Here is a 16,301-nt window from a genome sequence, read left to right as displayed (position 1 = left end):
AGGAAAGCAGCGTGAACGAACCCGCTGCCTCTCGGTCACGAGCTGTTCAGATTCGGCCGGGGAATTCACCGAGAGGTTGCCCTGCGGCAACCGGTTCTGGAGGATGCCGGATGCTCGGGGAGGTAGAACGGGCGGGCGCGACGGCAGGCGGGCCGACCCGGCCCGATCAGCTCCGCGTGAGCCGGTACTCCACCTCGGGGCGCCCGGGGGTTCCGTAGCGGGAGGTCTTCTCCGCCGCGCCCGACCCGACCAAGTGTTCGAGGTAGCGCCGCGCCGTGACCCGCGACACGGTCGCCGCTTCGCTCACCTCGCTCGCCGACAGCGCCCGGGGAGCCGCGGCGAGCGCCGCCACCACGACCTGCAGCGTTCCTTCGGAGAGGCCTTTGTCGTATGAGACCGGTGCCGCCGAACGGAGGGCCCCGAAGGTGCTGTCGACATCGCCCTGTGTCGCCAGCGGGCGGTCGGCGTCGAACGTGTGCCGAAAATCGAGGTAGCTCCGCATCCGCTCGGCGAACGTGGCATAGGCGAACGGCTTGATCAGGTACTGCACGATACCGAGCGACACGGATGCCCGCACCACCGCCATCTCGCGCACCGCCGTGATGGCGATCACGTCGATCTCGAGCCCCGCGCTGCGCACCTGGCGACAGAGGTCGAGCCCGTACATGTCGGGGAGATTCATGTCGAGCAGGATCAGGTCGATCGGCGCCGGTCGAGGTTCGGGATGCCGTGGGTCCACCCCGGCCGGAGGCTCGGTTCCGCGTGCCGCCGCGGCACGGAGCTGCCGGATGGCCTCCTGCCCGGTGTGCGCGATGCCCGCCACCTCGAACCCGCCGACTCGGCCGAGGTAGGCGGCATGGGCGCTGGCCGTGATCTCCTCGTCGTCCACCACGAGCACCCGGACGGGACCGGGAGTCATCGGGGCGCCGTCTCGCGCGCGGACGGCCGGTGAGCGCCCCGCGGCAGCGTAACCGTCACCACGGCGCCCCCGTCCGCTTCGACGCCGATGCTGCCGCCCAGGCGCCGCACGCTCTGGCCCACCAGCGCCAGGCCGAATCCGCGCCCGTGCGGCCCTGCCGCCTTCGACGAGTAGCCCCGCTCGAAGGCGCGGCCGACGTCGTCGATGCCCGGTCCGTTGTCGGAGACGCGGATGACCACGAGCTCTTCTGCGGAGTCCGCCGCCGAGGGGCCCCCGCTCACAGCCACGACGACCCGCGGATGCCCCGTGCCGCCGTCGATCGCCGCGTCGAGGGCGTTGTCGACGAGGTTGCCCACGATCGTGATGAGGTCGTCGGCGGGCACTCCCAGCGGTCCGAGCTCCGGTGCGATCACCAGCTCGAGCTCCGCCCCTCTCTCCCGGGCCTCGGCCGATTTGCCCACGAGGAGCGCGGCGAGCACCGGCTCCTCGACAGCCTCGATGAGCCGGTCGGCGAGGTTCTGGCCGCGATCGAGTTCCCCGGCGGCCAGCGCGATCGCCTCCTCGCCGCGACCCAGCTCGATCAGAGCCACGATCGTGTGGAGCCGGTTCGCGTGCTCGTGCGTCTGCGAGCGAAGCGCGTCGGAGAGCGTCCGCATGTTCTGCAGCTCACCCGAGATGCGGAGCAGATCGGTGTGATCCCGGAGGGTCGTCACCGTGCCCATCACGCGACGCGACGTGCCGCGCCCCGGCGCCACTGCAACCGCGGGCTCCTGGTTCACCACCAGCACCCGGTTCTCGGTGACGAAGATCTCGTCGACGGCACGGTCTCCGCCGGCGAGCAGGCTCCGCAGGGCATCCGGAATCTGCAGCTCGGAGACCGCCACCGGCACACTCCCCGACGGCGGAAGGCCGAGCAACTCGGCCGCCCGGTCGTTGTGCAGCACCAGGCGGCCGCGGGAGTCGACGAGCACGAGACCCTCCCGGACGGAGTGCAGTACGCCCTCGTAGTACGAGAACATGCGGCTCATCTCCTCGGGCCCACGGCCCCAGGTCACCCGCTGCAGGTACCGGCTCAGCAGCCACGACGCGAGGGCGCCGAAGAGCAGCGTGAGGCCGGCGAATCCGAACACGAGCGGCAGCCGCTCGGCCAGAGCACCCGACACCTTCGACACCGTCACCCCGGCCGCCACCAGCGCGACGACGCTTCCCTGGTGGTTCAGGATGGGCACCACCGCGCGCACCGACGGCCCCAGAGTGCCGGTGTACGTCTCGGTGAAGGTGCGGCCCTCGAGCGCCGGTTCGATGGTGCCGACGAACGGCCAGCCGATCTCCTCCACGTTCGGGTGCGTGAAACGCGTGCGGTCGGGCGCCATGATCGTGATGAAGTCGGTCGCGGTGTCGGCCATCAGGTTCTCGGCATACGGCTCGAGCAGAACGCTCGGATCGGCACCGGCGATTCCGCTGCCGGCCGACCCCGCGGCATCCGGACCCGCCGCCTGGATCGCCTCGAGCACGAACGGATTGTCGGCGATCGAGGTCGCCACCGACAGGCTGTGGTCGGTGGCGCTCGTCTCGACGATTCCACGGGCATCGTTCCAGAGCCAGGCCAGCGCCGCCGCCGTGAGCAGCAGGATGAACACGAACTGCAGCGCGAAGAGTCGCCGGGAGATGCTCCAGCGACGGATCCAGGCGATCATGCGGCGTGCCCACCTGCCCTGTTCTGCTCTCGCGACGGTGCGAAACGTTCGGTCACCCTCAGGGTAGACGCCGCGGGCAGAGGATGCTCGCGAACACTATGAACAGAACCCCGAAGCCCCTCGTGGTGTGCCGGAGGATTGCCCCACTGAAGAGCGCTCACGACGTCGTGCGGCGACATTCGAAAGGGAACACTCATGGCAAAGACGCCCCCCACGGCCGGCTCCGCCGGTACAGCCCGCACGCCCGGCTCCGGCTCCGGTTCTGTTGCCGGCCGCCCCAGACGGCGCCTCGACCGCGCACACTACCTCTACCTGTTCGTCATCGTCGCCGTCGCAGCGGGCATCGCGGTCGGGCTCCTCGCCCCCGAGTTCGCCAAGGGACTGAAGCCGCTCGGCGACGGGTTCGTCGCACTGATCAAGATGATGATCGCGCCCATCATCTTCTGCACCATCGTGCTCGGTGTCGGATCCATCGCCAAAGCGGCCACGGTCGGCAAGATCGGCGGGCTGGCGCTCGGCTACTTCATCCTCATGTCGACGTTCGCGCTCGGCATCGGGCTGGTCGTCGGCAACGTCATCCACCCCGGCGACGGGCTGAACATCGCCAACGCGACCTATGACACCTCCGCGCTGGCCCCGGCGGATTCCACGCAGTTCGTGCTGGGGATCATCCCGACGTCGCTCCTCTCGTCGCTCACTGCGGGCAACATCCTGCAGGTGCTGTTCGTCGCTCTGCTCGTCGGCTTCGCCCTGCAGCACCTCGGCGCGAAGGGCAAGCCGATCCTGAACGCGATCGGGCAGATCCAGGTGCTGGTGTTCCGCATCCTGTCGATGATCATGTGGGTTGCGCCGATCGGTGCGTTCGGTGCGATCGCGGCGGTCGTCGGCTCGAGCGGCGCGGCCGCCCTGGTGAGCCTCGGCACGCTGATGATCGCCTTCTACATCACCTGCGCGCTGTTCATCGTCGTCATCCTGGGCGGTCTGCTCTGGATCGCGGCACGCACCAACATCTTCCAGCTGATGCGCTACCTCGGCCGGGAGTACCTGCTGATCGTGTCGACGTCGTCGAGCGAAGTCGCGCTGCCGCGTCTCATCGCGAAGATGGAGCACGTGGGCGTCACGAAGTCGGTGGTGGGCATCACGGTTCCCACCGGGTACTCGTTCAACCTCGACGGGACCGCGATCTACCTCACGATGTCGTCGCTGTTCATCGCCAACGCCATGGGGACGCCGCTCAGCATCGGGGAGCAGATCTCGCTGCTGCTGTTCATGATGATCGCCTCCAAGGGTGCCGCCGGGGTGTCCGGTGCCGGAATCGCCACCCTCGCCGGCGGCCTCCAGGCGCACCGTCCCGACCTCGTCAACGGCGTCGGCGTGATCGTCGGTATCGACCGGTTCATGTCGGAGGCCCGCGCACTGACGAACTTCACCGGGAACGCGGTGGCGACCATCCTGATCGGCACCTGGACGAAGCAGATCGACCACGAGCGCGTCCGGGCGGTGCTCTCGCGGCAGCTCCCGTTCGATGAGGCGACGATGAGCACGGAGGACGACGAGCCGGTTCTGGATGCCGCGGGCCACGGTGCCGTCGCCGACACAACCTCTGACGGGGAGCGGGTCTCGACGTCGCAGCTCGCCGCCATCGTCGAGGGCCCGGTCGGCAGCCGGCGCCCGCGCTGACGCGTCGCGCCGCTCCCCCCGGGAGGAGCTGAGCCAACGTGACCCGCATACGGCCGCGGATCGGCTCAGCTCCTCCCGGGCGAGCAGCCCGCGGCTGTCAGATCAGGCTCTTGGTGTGCCAGACCGTCTTCGTCTCGGTGAAGGCCTGGATGCGGGCGAGGGCGGGGGCCGCGGCATCCGAACCCGACTCGGGTGGGAGCACACGCTTGAGGGTGTCTGCGGCCGCGATCTCGAGGGAGATCCAGTCGAGCGCGTTGGCGCCGACCAGGTCGAGCGCGTTGACGTCGGCGTGGGAGGCCAGCCAGGGCGCGACATCCCGGGCCGAACCGGTGAGGATGTTCACCACCCCACCCGGCACATCACTCGTCGCAAGCACCTCGGCGAAACTGATGGCCGAGAGGGGAAAGCGCTCGCTCGCGAGGATGACGACGGTGTTTCCACTGACGAGAGCCGGGGCGAGCGCACTGACGAACCCGAGCAGCGACGAGTCCTGCGGGGCGACGACGGCGACGACGCCGGTGGGCTCGGGCACCGAGATGTTGAAGTAGGGCCCGGCGACCGGGTTCGCGTTGCCACTCACCTGCGTGTATTTGTCGCACCAGCCCGCGTACCAGACCCAGCGGTCGATCGCCTCGTCGACCTGTGTGCCGGCGGCGGCGGCCGACACGTTCTCACTCGCAACGATCTCTGCGACGAACTGCGCCCGGCGCCCCTCGAGCACCTCGGCGATGCGGTAGAGCACCTGGCCGCGGTTGTATGCGGTCGCACCCGACCACTTCGAGACGGCGGAGCGAGCGGCGACGACCGCATCCCTGGCGTCTTTACGGGAGGCCTTGGCCGCGTTGGCGAGGAAGGTTCCGGATGCGCTCAGCACCTCGGTCGTGTAGCCCGACTCGCTGCGGGGGAACGCCCCACCGATGTAGAGCTTGTAGGTCTTCTGTACAGCAAGGTGGCTCATTTGGCGGCCTTCTTCCGGGCGGAGGTGGAGCGGGGAGCAGTGACGGCGGGGGTGGCCGGGGCAGCAGGGGTGGCAGGAGCAGCAGCCGAACTGCCGAGCGGCGCCGGCTTCAGGTACGCCGCCAGACCCGGGCGACCGCCCTCGCGGCCATAGCCCGACTCCTTGTAGCCGCCGAACGGCGACGCGGGATCGAACTTGTTGAAGGTGTTCGCCCAGACGACGCCCGCCCGCAGCTTGTCGGCGACGGCCAGCACGCGGCTGCCCTTGTCGCTCCAGATACCGGCGGACAGTCCGTAGGGCGTGTTGTTCGCCTTGGCGATCGCCTCGGCGGGCGTGCGGAACGACAGCACCGACAGCACCGGCCCGAAGATCTCGTCGCGGGCGATGCGGTGGCTGGCCTGCACGTTCGTGAAGATCGTGGGCGCGAACCAGAACCCCTCGGAAGGCAAGTCGCACGAAGGGCTCCAGCGCACAGCGCCCTCAGCCTCGCCGGCCGCCGTCAGTTCTGTGACACGGGCGAGCTGCGCCGCACTGTTGATCGCGCCGACATCGGTGTTCTTGTCGAGCGGATCTCCGACCCGCAGGGTCGACAGGCGCTCCTTGAGCCTTGCGACGACCTCATCGTGGATGTTCTCCTGCACCAGCAAGCGCGACCCCGCGCAGCAGACCTGGCCCTGGTTGAAGAAGATGCCGTTGACGATGCCCTCGATCGCCTGGTCGATGGGTGCGTCGTCGAACACGATGTTCGCCGCCTTGCCACCGAGCTCGAGGGTGATCTTCTTCGAGGTTCCGGCGAGTGACCGAGCGATCTCCCGGCCGACGGCTGTCGAACCGGTGAAGGCGACCTTGTTCACATCGGGGTGGTTGACCAGCGTGCGGCCGGTCGCGCCGGCACCGGTGACGATGTTCACCACACCGGCGGGCAGGTCGGCCTGCTGCAGGATCTCCGCGAACAGCAGCGCGGTGAGCGACGTGGTCTCCGCGGGCTTCAGTACCACGGTGTTGCCGGCGGCGAGCGCCGGCGCGACCTTCCACGCCAGCATCATCAGCGGGAAGTTCCACGGGATGACCTGGGCCGCCACACCCAGTGAGGAGGGGTTGGCTCCGAGGCCGGCGTGGTCGAGTTTGTCGGCCCAGCCGGCGTAGTAGAAGAACCAGGCCGCGACCGTTGGGATGTCGAAGTCGCGACTCTCCTTGATGGGTTTGCCGTTGTCGAGGGATTCGGCGACGGCGAGCTCGCGGGCCCTCTCCTGCACGAGCCGCGCGATGCGGAAGAGGTACTTGCCACGGTCCCGCCCCGACAGGCGTGACCAGGTCGAGTCGTAGGCGCGGCGTGCGGCGGCGACCGCGGCATCCACATCCTCGTCCGATGCCGTGGAGATCAGGGCGATGGTCTTCTCGGTGGCCGGGGAGATGGTGGCGAACGACTCGCCGCGGGCTTCGACGAACTCACCGTCGATGAAGAGCCCGTAGGAGTCTTTGAGGTTCAGCAGGCCCGTCGATTCGGGGGCAGGTGCGTATTCGAGAAATGTCATGGGTACGGTTCCTTGCAAGATCAGTCGGGAAAGATCAGTCTGAGAGATCAGTCGATGGTGACGTAGTCGGCGCCGGAGTAGTGCCCGGTCGTGAGCTTCTGGCGCTGCAACAGCACGTCGTTCAGCAGGCTCGACGCCCCGAACCGGAACAGGTGCGGCGTCAGCCACTCCTCCCCCACGGTCTCGGCGACGGTCACGAGGTACTTGATCGCGTCTTTCGACGAACGGATGCCGCCGGCCGGCTTCACACCGATCTTCTGGCCGGTCAGGCGGTGCCAGTCGCGCACGACCTCGAGCATCGAGAGTGTCACGGGCAGGGTCGCGGCGGGCGCCACCTTGCCCGTCGAAGTCTTGATGAAGTCGCCGCCGGCGAGGATCGAGAGCCAGGATGCCCGGCGCACGTTGTCGTACGTGTTCAGCTCGCCGGTCTCGAGGATCACCTTCAGGTGTGCGAAGCTGCCGTCGGCACGGCGGCAGGCCTCCTTCACCGCGACGATCTGGTCGTAGACCAACCCGTAGCGGCCGGAGAGGAACGCGCCCCGGTCGATGACCATGTCGATCTCGTCTGCACCCGCCGAGACGGCGTCGGCAGTGTCGGCCAGCTTCACGGCGAGCGAGGCACGACCGCTCGGGAACGCGGTGGCGACCGCAGCGACGCTGATGCCGCCGTGGTCGGGGTCGCCGTGCGAGGCGCCGAGCGCAGTCACCGCGTCACCGACCATGTCGCCATACACGCAGACAGCGGCAACCCGCGGGGTGGTGGGGTCCGAGGCATCCGGAACCATCGCCTTGGCGACGAGCGAACGCACCTTGCCGGGGGTGTCGGCGCCTTCGAGCGTCGTGAGGTCGATCAGCTGGATGATGCGGTCGAGGGCCCAGGCCTTCGATGTGGTCTTGATCGACCGGGTTCCGAGTGAGGCGGCACGCTGCTCGAGTCCCACAGCGTCGATTCCCGGGATGCCTTCGAGGTAGCGGCGCAGGTTCGCGTCGGTGACGTCGCCGCCCACCAGGTTGCGGGCCAGCGCGCCGGCCGTCAGAGTGTCAATTGTCATGGGTTCTCCAACCATCAGGAAATGTTCCGCGCACGCGAATCGATGAACTTGTTCAGAATGAGGGCCAGCAGCAGGATGAGCCCGGTCGCGACCATCTGGAAGAACGAACCGATACCCATCAGGTTGAAGAGGTTCTTCAGAACGGAGAGCAACAGCACGGCAATGAAGGTTCCGCCGATACCGCCGCGCCCGCCAGCGAGGGCTGCACCGCCGAGAACCACCGCTGCGATGCCGTCGAGTTCGGCCCCGGTGAACGACGTGGGCTGCGCGATGGTGAGCCGACTGGTGAGCAGGATGCCCGCCAGGGCAGCGGTCAGGCCCGAGATGCCGAACACGGCCATCTGCACCCACTTCACCGGCACACCGGAGAGGCGCGCAGCCTCCTCGTTGCTGCCGACAGCGTAGATGTACTCACCGAACGTGGTGAAGCGCAGCAGCGCCGCCGCGAGAAGGGCGACCACGATGAAGATCAGGCCGGTGATGGGGATGAAACCCATGTAGCCGCCGCCGATCAGGGTGAACGACTCGGGCAGGTTCTGGCCGACCGGCCGGCCGTCGGTGGTCAGATAGGCGGCACCGCGGATGGCCGTGAGCCCTGCAAGCGTGACGATGAAGGCAGGCAGCCTGATCCACGCCGCGATGGCGCCCATCACGAGCCCCACGGCAAGGCCGACCACGAGCGCGAGCAGAATGGCGAGCGGAATCGGCACAGAGCCGTCGAGGGTGATGGCCACGATCATCCCGCTCAGCGCAGCCGTACTGCCCACCGACAGGTCGATGCCGGAGGTCAGGATGACCAGGGTCATGCCGATCGCGATGATGCCGGTGAGGCTCGACTGCTGCAACAGGTTGGAGAGGTTCCGCACGGTCAGGAAGTCGGGCGAGAGCAGCGAGGCGATCACCACGATGACCACGAAGACGATCAGGAGGTTGCCCTTGACGAGCCAGCTGGAGCCGCGGCGCCTCCAAGGGGAGGCGGCGGCCTTCTCGGCTGAGGCAGAGGCCGAGGCAGAACTGTCGGCGTCGACGTCGACGGCCGGGGGTGTGTTCACAGTTGTCATGAGATCTTCCCGCTGATGATTGCGTGGGTGATGGATTCTTCGGAGGCCAGGCGCGGGTCGAACTCGCCGACCTTCCGCCCTTCGTGCAGCACGATGATGCGATCGGCATTGGCCACGAGCTCGCTGAGCTCACTGGACGCGACCAGAACCGCCGCACCGTTGTCGGCGAGGGCGCGCACCTGGCGGTAGAGATCGGCTTTCGCGCCGATGTCCAGACCCCGCGTGGGTTCGTCAAGCAGTAGCACGCGGATGCCGCGGGTCAGCCATTTGGCCAGCACGACCTTCTGCTGGTTGCCGCCACTCAGCTGCCCGACGGCCTGGTTCACACTGGCGTACTTCACACCGAGGCCCGCGAGCACCGGGGTGGAGAGAGCCCTGCCCCGGCGGTGCGGCATCAGCCACGGCGGGGCGCCGATCGAGGAGATCGAGGCATTGCGGCCGATGGAGAGTCCCAGCATGAGCCCCTCGGTCTTCCGTGACTCGGGCACGAGGCCGAAGCCCGCGGCCGTGGCGTCCCGCACCGAGCGGATGGTGAGCGGCTTCCCGGCCAGCCGGAGAGAGCTGCTGGAGCGCCGGGCTCCGAACACCGCGGAGAGGAAGGTCGTTCGGCCCGCTCCGCCGAGACCTGCCAGGCCGACGATCTCGCCCGGGCGCACCGAGACATCCGAGATGTCGATGACTCCCTTGATGGTGACGCGTTCGATCTCCAGCAGCGGCTCACCGGTCGGCGCGGGCCGGTCGGTCACCGCGGTCAGCTCCTTCTTCTTCTCACCGATCATGTCGGCGATCCACTCATCGGGAGTGCTGTCGGCGACCCGGTGTTCGGCCACGTTCGCTCCGTCGCGGAGCACGGTGATGCGATCGCCGATCTCCTTCACCTCGTCGAGCCGGTGCGAGATGTAGACGACACTCCGCCCCTCGGCGACGAGGCTCCGGATGACCGTGTGCACCTTCTCCACGTCGGCATCGCCGAGCGTGGCGGTCGGTTCGTCCATCACGATCAGCCGGGCATCGGCGGTGAGCGCGCGGGCGATGGCGGTGAGCTGCTGGTCGGCGATGGGCAGCAGGCCGACGATGGCATCGGGCGAGAAGGTGGCCCCCACCCGCTTCAGGATCTCCCGGGCATCCGCTCGCCGCCGGCGACCGCGAACGATGCCGCCCACGCTCGGCGAGTGGCCGAGGTAGAGGTTCTGCGCGACGGTCAGGTCGGGGAAGAGGTCGAGCTCCTGGTAGATGACCGCGATACCGGCCGCGATGCCGTCGAGCGGGTTGGCGAACGATACGTCGACGCCGTCGATGGCGATCACCCCGCTGTCGGGCTGGTACGACCCGGAGAGGATCTTCATCAGGGTGGACTTGCCGGCCCCGTTCTCACCCAGCAGGCAGTGCACCTCACCGGGTCGCACCTCGAGCCGGGTGTCGCGACAGGCGTGGGTGCCGGGGAACGACTTGTTGATGCCGGACATTCTCAGCCGCAGCACACCGGCGCCGGCGCTGGTGTCGGGCTGGAGCAGGGTGGTACTCATCGGTGAGCCTCCAAGAGGAAAGTGGCGGTGTCTTCGTCGGTGACGAGCACGGTGCAGAGCCCGTTGGAGACGACGGTGCGACAGATCTCGTGCTTCGAGCGGCCGGCGATCACGGCGATCGCACTCGACGACTCACGGAGGGCATCGATCGAGAGACCGACCGTGCGGTCGTCGAGGCCCTGGTCGATGATGTTGCCGTCGGCGTCGATGAAGCGCCCCACCACATCGGCGACCGCTCCCTTACGGACGAGCGCCGCGACCTCGGCCGAGGTGAGGTAGCCGCTCTCGACGAGCACCGACTTGACGTCGACAGCACCGGCGCTGTACATGAACGTCGAGGCGGCGATGCCCGCATCCAGCACTGCCCGAACGGCCCGATCGCTCTCGATCGCACGCTTCGTGGCGGCCTCCTGCAGGATGGCGGGGCTCGGCAGGAGCGTCGCCGTACCGCCGCCCTTCTGGGCGATCGTCACGGCCGTGTTCGCCGCAGAGCTCGCCCGCTTGTTCAGGCTCACACCGCCGTTGATCTGCACCACGTTGACGCCGCGCGCCCAACCGCTCGGGAGGTGGGTCGCGACGTCGTGCATCGTGCGGCCCCAGCTGATGCCGAGCGTCTTCGGCGCAGGGCGGAGCGAGGTGAGGTATTCGGCGGCACCGCTTGCGACCCTCGAGCGGAGTTCGGTCTCGTCGTCGGAGTCCGAACTCGGCACCACGACCGCGTCTGCCAGCCCGAAACGGGCCCGGAGTTCGCGCTCGAGAGGGAGCTTCCGCGCCCGGGGGTGCACGATCTCGATACGGATGAAGCCCTCCTGCCGGGCCTGGGTCAGCAACCGGCCGACCTTCCAGCGCGTGAGGTGCAGCAGAGCGCCGATCTCGTCCTGGGTCTTGTCGTCTTCGTAGTACAGCTCTGCGGCTTTGACGGCCAGCAGCTCGTCGTCGGCGTTCATGCGAGGACTCCCACGTTCGAGGGCTCCGCGCTGTGGCGGGACACCAGCGAGTGCAGCGCGTGGTGTGTCGCCCTGGTCGCAGTCGTGGCGTCGACGTAGAGCGCGTAGGCCTCATCGAACACCACGCGGTTGCCCTCGTTCGGCATGACGACCGTGTGCCCGGGCTTGAACGTCCTCGCCGCCTCCTCGAGGCTCGGATACTCGCCGGCCGCCGTCGCCGCGATGGCCGCACAGGCGAGAAGGGTGAGGTTCTCCCCGGCCACGAGGTTCAGGGGCCGGGCGAGCACGTCAGCTGTGGTCTGCAACCAGAGGGCGTTGTGCCGGATGCCGCCGGTGATGAACACGTCGGAGGCGTCGACTCCCGCATCGACGAACGAATCCAGCACCTGACGGGTTCCGTAGGCCACCGACTCCACACTCGCCCGATAGAGCTGGGCCGGCGTCGTGCCGAGGCTCGCCCCGAGGATGGCGCCCCGCAACTGCGGGTCGCGGAGCGGCGTGCGGTTGCCCATGAAGTTGTCGAGAATCAGCAGACCGTGGGTCACAGCATCCAACTCGCTCGCATCGGAGATGAGCGCCTGCACCCGGTCACGCCCGAAGCCCAGGATGCGTTCGGCCAGCCAGGTGAGCGAGGAACCGGCCGAGACCTGGCCGCCCTCGACGAGCCACTTGCCCTGGGTGAGGGCGTGCGGGTAGGGGCCCCAGATGGTGGAGGAGAAGACCGGCTCGTCGAGTTCGGCGATGAACGCGTTCGAGGTGCCGGCGACGATGGAGACCGGATGCTCGCTCAACCCCTGCAGCGGAATGAGGGAGAGGTGCGCATCGATGCCGCCGACACCCACGACCGGGCGGTTGCGGAGCCCCAGCTTGGCGGCGGCCTCAGCGCTCAGAAGCCCGGCGACCGCGCCGACAGCCCGGATGTCGCTCGGAAGCTTCGAGCCGAGGTCTGGCACTCCGAGAAGCTCGTACAGGTCGTGCGGCAGGTCTTCCTCGCGGCAGTCGAAATTCCATTTGCAGGTCGCGTTGAGGCGGGAGCCCAGCCACTGTCCGGTGAGCCTGAACGTCATGTAGTCGACGGATTCGCCGATGTAGCGCGAGCGCGCATAGATCTCCGGCTGGTGGGTGGCGACCCACATCGCCTTCGGCACCAGCCACTCCGATGAATCCGACCCGCCGGAGAACTTCATCGCGGCGTGCGTGACGTCTGCGGTGCGCTGGGATTCGACCGAGCTGCGGGCGTCCATCCAGAGCAGGGCGGGCCGGAGCGATCGGCCCTCGTCGTCGAGGAACACCACCGAGGAGGAGGTGGTGGCGACACTGATGCCGGCCACTTCGTCGACCCGGGCCTCCGCCAGGGCCTGGCGCGCAGCATCCGCGGCACTGTTCCACCAGTCGATGGGGTTCTGCTCGGCCCAGCCGGGCCTCGGGAAGGTCGTGACGTAGGCGGCGCTGCCGTCGCCCACGCGAAGGCCCTCGTCGGTGAAGACGGCGCACCGGGCACTCTCGGTGCCGATGTCGATTGCGAGGTAGTGGGTCATGTCATCCAGCGTTCCGGTTCGGGAAGAAGAGCACCTTCGAACTGAAGATAGACCGCTCGGCCAGTGCCTTCATCGTTTCGGGAACCGCGTCGAGGCCGAGTTCGTGGGTGATCATGAACTCCCACTTCAGTTCGCCGTTCGCGAGCTTCTCGGCCGATTCGGTCCATTCGCGGCCCGGGAACGGTGCGGAGAACGAGTTCCAGCTGCCGTGCAGGCTGACCTCGTTGCGGAGGAAGTGCGAGAACGCCGCCTTGTCGAGTTCGACAGGGCGGTGCGGGATGCCGATGAACGCGGCGTCCCCGTGCCGGGCGGAGAGCGCCACGGCGAGGGCGATGGTCTCGGGAACGCCAGCGGACTCGATGATCACGTCGTAGCCCTTGCCCGCGTGCGCCTTCGCCTCATCGTCGTTCGTGGCGGTGTGGGTCGCGCCGGCCTCACGGGCCATCTCGGCTTTCTGCTCGTTCACGTCGACGGCGAGGATGTCGGTCGCGCCCATCAGCCGCGCCCACTGCACCGCGAACAGGCCGATCGGACCGGCGCCGATCACGGCGACACGGGAGCCGACAGTGATCTTCGTCTTCAGCACGGCGTGCAGAGCGATGGCCGCAGGATCGATCATCGCGGCGGCACGCGGGTCGATGCCCCCGGGCATCAGCAGCGCATTGTTCGCGGGAACCACCACGTACTGCGCGTAGGCGCCGTCGCGGCGGCTGCCGAAGTAGTCGTAGTCCTCGCAGAGACTGAAGTGTCCTTCGAGACAACTGTCGCACTTGCGACAGGGCAGGAGCGGCGGCACAGAGACGAGGTCTCCCACAGCGAAATCCTCGACGTCGTCGGCCGCGAAGACCACATGGCCCGAGAACTCGTGGCCGCAGATCAGCGGCATATTGTAGGGCGCCGAGAAATTCATGCGCGGGATGTCCGAGCCGCAGACACCGCAGGCCGCGACCTCGACCAGCAGGTCGCCGGCGCCGGGGGTGGGAATCGGAACCTTCTCGACACGCACGTCGCCGAGCGCGTGCAGCACAGCCGCGGTCATGTCCCCGGTGAGCGGGCCGGCAGTGGCGGTGTCGAGCAGTTCGTCAGTCATGGCGGGGTTTTCCGATCTTGCAGTCGTCTGCAGGGAGTGGGGAGAGTGGATGGTGACGACGGCCCGGAGGCCGCCGTCACCGTGTGGTGGGAAGTGCTACTTCTTGGCCTCGGCGAAGAGTGTCGTGCCGATGTAGCCGGCCGCGTTGTCCTTCGTGATCAGCTCGGTGCCGGCGTCGATCTCCGCGTCGACGGAATCGCCCTTGGCTGCGCTGATCGCCGTCTTCGCAGCCGTCGCACCCAACGAGATCGGGTCGTTCAGCGCGGTCGCGACGTATTCGCTGCCGGTCGAGATGGCGGTCACGGCCTCCATGAGACCGTCCACACCGGAGACGAGCACGTCGGTGCGCCCGTTCTCTTTCAGCACCTGCAGAGCGCCGAGGGCCATGTCGTCATTGTGGGCGTAGACCGCCTTGACGTCGGGATTCGCCTGCAGGAGGTCCTGCATGGCGGTCACCGCGTTGGCGCGGATGTACTCGGCGTAGGGTCCGGCGACGATCGTGACGGCGCTGTTGCCGGTGAAGGCATCGTGGAAGCCCTTCGAGCGATCCATCGCCACGGTGCCTCCTGCATCGCCCTGGATCTCGACGATCTTGCCGCCGGCAGCGCCGAGCGCCTTCGAGACAGCATCACCGACGAGCTTGCCCATCGCCACATTGTCGCGGCCGACGTGGGCGAGTGCGCCCTGGGCCGAGCGGTCGACGGTGATGACCTTGATGCCCGCCGCCTTGGCTGCGGCGATGCTCGGGGCGATGCCCTGCGGGTCGACCGGGTTGACGAGGAGGACACTCACGTTCTTGGTGATCAGGTCCTGGATGTCGTTGTTCTGCTTCGTGACGTCGCCGTTGGCGTCGACGTACACGAGGTCTGCTCCCTCAGCTTCTGCCTCTGCTTTGACGCCGTTGCCCAGTTCGACGTAGAAGGGCGACTGCTGCGTCGCCTGGCTGAAGCCGATCGTGATCTTGCCGTCGGTTCCGGCTGCTGCGCCCGTACCTGCCGCGCCGCCCGGGGTGGTGGTCACTGCACATGCGGAAAGAACGAGAACGACGGGTATCAGGCTTGCGAAACGCCATGGTTTTTTCATCTGAGCCTCCTTGGTCAGAACGGGATGCCCCCACCGTAGGAGCGGCCCTGGTCGCTGGGCAACAAAAGCTGACGAGTCTGCTCTTAAGAGCAAAATAGGAGCCACGGAGTGCGCATCTGCGCACTCCTCACTCGTCGCCGTGGACCGCCCGAAGTCTGCACGACGTAGGCTCAGAGAGTGACAGCCCTCCACGCCGCGACGGCAGTGCGTGCCCCGCGGCGCCGGCGGGCCGCCGGGCGGGCGCTGCGGTGGGCCGCGACGCGGGTCGCGGGGGCCGTGTTCGTGCTGTGGGCCGTCGCCACGCTGATCTTCTTCGGCATCCGGCTGATCCCGGGCGACCCGGCGGAGGCGATCCTCGGCGGGCCAGGCTCCCGCGCGACGCCAGAGGCGCTCGCCCAGGCGCGCGCCGAGTTCGGGCTCGACCAGCCCCTGTTCACCCAGTACCTGCACGAGCTGGGGCGGCTCGCGACCGGCGACTTCGGCACGTCGTACGCACTGAAGGTGCCGGTGGGGCAGGTCATCCTCGACGGCCTCGGCAGCACCCTGATCCTCACTGTGGTCTCGCTCGCGGTCGCGTGGCTGTTCGCCATCGCGCTCGCACTCTGGGCGACCCGGGGCGGGCGCGTCGCTTCCGCCGTCTCCACCGTGCTCGAGATCGTCGCCGCCGCTGTGCCGAACTTCTGGCTCGGCACGATCCTCATCCTGCTGTTCAGCGTGGGGCTGGGCTGGCTCCCGGCGATCAGCACACCGGGCATCCCGGGCCTCGTACTGCCCGTGCTCACGCTGGCGATACCGCTGGCCGGGTTCCTCGGGCAGCTCATGCGCGAGTCGGTGCTGAACGCTCTGGATGCCCCGTTCACCGTCTCGGCGAGAGCCCGGGGTGAGAGCGAGACCGGGGTGCGGCTCATCCACGCGCTCCGGCACGCTGCCCTGCCCGCGATCAGTCTCTCGGGCTGGGCGTTCGGTTCGCTTATCAGCGGCGCCGTCGTCGTGGAGACCGTCTTCGCCCGCCCCGGGCTCGGCCGCACCCTGCTGAGTGCTGTGCTGATCAGGGATGTCCCTGTCGTCATCGGCGTGGTGATGGTGGTGGCGCTGGTCTACATCGTCGTGACGATTGCGACCGACCTGGCCGACCGGTTCGCCGACCCGCGGCTCCGCCAGAAGGGCGGCGACCGGTGAGCGGCTCGGCGGGCGCACCGCTCCTGCCGTCGCCCG

General features: G+C 68.3%; 13 protein-coding genes. 2 read left to right on the top strand and 11 right to left on the bottom strand.

The genetic code is table 11. The annotated features are described in order from the left end of the window. Positions 1-166: 166 nt before the first annotated feature. Together B7R21_RS01435 and B7R21_RS01430 are read right to left on the bottom strand one after the other, a co-directional pair. The gene (locus B7R21_RS01435) at positions 167-919 is read right to left on the bottom strand and encodes a response regulator (protein WP_116281468.1); all 753 of its coding nucleotides are present in this window, start codon (positions 917-919) and stop codon (positions 167-169) included. Continuing rightward, positions 916-2,616 (bottom strand): sensor histidine kinase, encoded by a 1,701-nt coding sequence (locus tag B7R21_RS01430; RefSeq protein ID WP_116281467.1) that lies wholly within the window; start codon positions 2,614-2,616, stop codon positions 916-918. Before B7R21_RS01430 ends, B7R21_RS01435 begins: the two co-directional genes overlap by 4 nt. Positions 2,617-2,811: 195 nt before the next feature. On the opposite strand from B7R21_RS01430, the gene B7R21_RS01425 reads away from it, so the two are divergent. Continuing rightward, positions 2,812-4,296 (top strand): cation:dicarboxylate symporter family transporter, encoded by a 1,485-nt coding sequence (locus B7R21_RS01425; protein WP_116281466.1) that lies wholly within the window; start codon positions 2,812-2,814, stop codon positions 4,294-4,296. Between the two features lie 97 nt (positions 4,297-4,393). On the opposite strand, the gene B7R21_RS01420 is transcribed toward B7R21_RS01425, so the two are convergent. From B7R21_RS01420 to B7R21_RS01380, 9 genes are all read right to left on the bottom strand, one after another. Continuing rightward, the gene (locus B7R21_RS01420; RefSeq protein WP_116281465.1) at positions 4,394-5,254 is read right to left on the bottom strand and encodes an aldehyde dehydrogenase family protein; all 861 of its coding nucleotides are present in this window, start codon (positions 5,252-5,254) and stop codon (positions 4,394-4,396) included. Next, complete coding sequence (locus B7R21_RS01415; RefSeq protein ID WP_116281464.1) at positions 5,251-6,789, bottom strand: aldehyde dehydrogenase family protein; 1,539 nt, start codon at positions 6,787-6,789, stop codon at positions 5,251-5,253. The genes B7R21_RS01420 and B7R21_RS01415 overlap by 4 nt, the downstream gene beginning before the upstream one ends. Positions 6,790-6,836: 47 nt before the next feature. Then, positions 6,837-7,841, bottom strand: a complete 1,005-nt coding sequence (gene deoC, locus B7R21_RS01410) for a deoxyribose-phosphate aldolase (protein WP_116281463.1) — start codon at positions 7,839-7,841, stop codon at positions 6,837-6,839. 14 nt (positions 7,842-7,855) lie between these two features. Beyond that, a complete protein-coding gene (locus tag B7R21_RS01405; RefSeq protein WP_116281462.1) occupies positions 7,856-8,902 on the bottom strand; it encodes an ABC transporter permease in 1,047 nt (348 codons plus the stop codon). Then, positions 8,899-10,428, bottom strand: a complete 1,530-nt coding sequence (locus B7R21_RS01400) for a sugar ABC transporter ATP-binding protein (RefSeq protein WP_116281461.1) — start codon at positions 10,426-10,428, stop codon at positions 8,899-8,901. Before B7R21_RS01400 ends, B7R21_RS01405 begins: the two co-directional genes overlap by 4 nt. Next, entirely contained in the window at positions 10,425-11,375 is a 951-nt protein-coding gene (locus B7R21_RS01395; protein ID WP_116281460.1) for a sugar-binding transcriptional regulator, read from the bottom strand. Before B7R21_RS01395 ends, B7R21_RS01400 begins: the two co-directional genes overlap by 4 nt. Further along, positions 11,372-12,913 (bottom strand): FGGY-family carbohydrate kinase, encoded by a 1,542-nt coding sequence (locus B7R21_RS01390; protein WP_116281459.1) that lies wholly within the window; start codon positions 12,911-12,913, stop codon positions 11,372-11,374. Before B7R21_RS01390 ends, B7R21_RS01395 begins: the two co-directional genes overlap by 4 nt. Before the next feature lies 1 nt (position 12,914). Continuing rightward, positions 12,915-14,003, bottom strand: a complete 1,089-nt coding sequence (locus tag B7R21_RS01385; protein ID WP_216364073.1) for a galactitol-1-phosphate 5-dehydrogenase — start codon at positions 14,001-14,003, stop codon at positions 12,915-12,917. Positions 14,004-14,099: 96 nt separating this feature from the next. Beyond that, complete coding sequence (locus B7R21_RS01380) at positions 14,100-15,023, bottom strand: substrate-binding domain-containing protein (RefSeq protein ID WP_216364071.1); 924 nt, start codon at positions 15,021-15,023, stop codon at positions 14,100-14,102. Between the two features lie 240 nt (positions 15,024-15,263). Here B7R21_RS01380 and B7R21_RS01375 point away from each other — a divergent pair, with 240 nt between their 5' ends. Then, complete coding sequence (locus B7R21_RS01375) at positions 15,264-16,265, top strand: ABC transporter permease (protein ID WP_437184168.1); 1,002 nt, start codon at positions 15,264-15,266, stop codon at positions 16,263-16,265. Positions 16,266-16,301 lie beyond the last annotated feature (36 nt).

The organism is Subtercola boreus (assembly GCF_003399625.1).
Classification (GTDB): Bacteria; Actinomycetota; Actinomycetes; order Actinomycetales; family Microbacteriaceae; genus Subtercola; species Subtercola boreus_C.
Note: the sequence above shows the minus strand (reverse complement) of the source record. Positions and strands in the feature narration are given on the sequence as shown.

Coding starts and splice junctions, on each gene's coding strand:
- B7R21_RS01395 (WP_116281460.1), bottom strand. CDS start 11,375: ATGAACGCCGACGACGAGCTGCTGGCCGTCAAAGCCGCAGAGCTGTAC.
- B7R21_RS01405 (WP_116281462.1), bottom strand. CDS start 8,902: ATGACAACTGTGAACACACCCCCGGCCGTCGACGTCGACGCCGACAGT.
- B7R21_RS01385 (WP_216364073.1), bottom strand. CDS start 14,003: ATGACTGACGAACTGCTCGACACCGCCACTGCCGGCCCGCTCACCGGG.
- deoC (WP_116281463.1), bottom strand. CDS start 7,841: ATGACAATTGACACTCTGACGGCCGGCGCGCTGGCCCGCAACCTGGTG.
- B7R21_RS01415 (WP_116281464.1), bottom strand. CDS start 6,789: ATGACATTTCTCGAATACGCACCTGCCCCCGAATCGACGGGCCTGCTG.
- B7R21_RS01390 (WP_116281459.1), bottom strand. CDS start 12,913: ATGACCCACTACCTCGCAATCGACATCGGCACCGAGAGTGCCCGGTGC.
- B7R21_RS01420 (WP_116281465.1), bottom strand. CDS start 5,254: ATGAGCCACCTTGCTGTACAGAAGACCTACAAGCTCTACATCGGTGGG.
- B7R21_RS01430 (WP_116281467.1), bottom strand. CDS start 2,616: ATGATCGCCTGGATCCGTCGCTGGAGCATCTCCCGGCGACTCTTCGCG.
- B7R21_RS01400 (WP_116281461.1), bottom strand. CDS start 10,428: ATGAGTACCACCCTGCTCCAGCCCGACACCAGCGCCGGCGCCGGTGTG.
- B7R21_RS01435 (WP_116281468.1), bottom strand. CDS start 919: ATGACTCCCGGTCCCGTCCGGGTGCTCGTGGTGGACGACGAGGAGATC.
- B7R21_RS01425 (WP_116281466.1), top strand. CDS start 2,812: ATGGCAAAGACGCCCCCCACGGCCGGCTCCGCCGGTACAGCCCGCACG.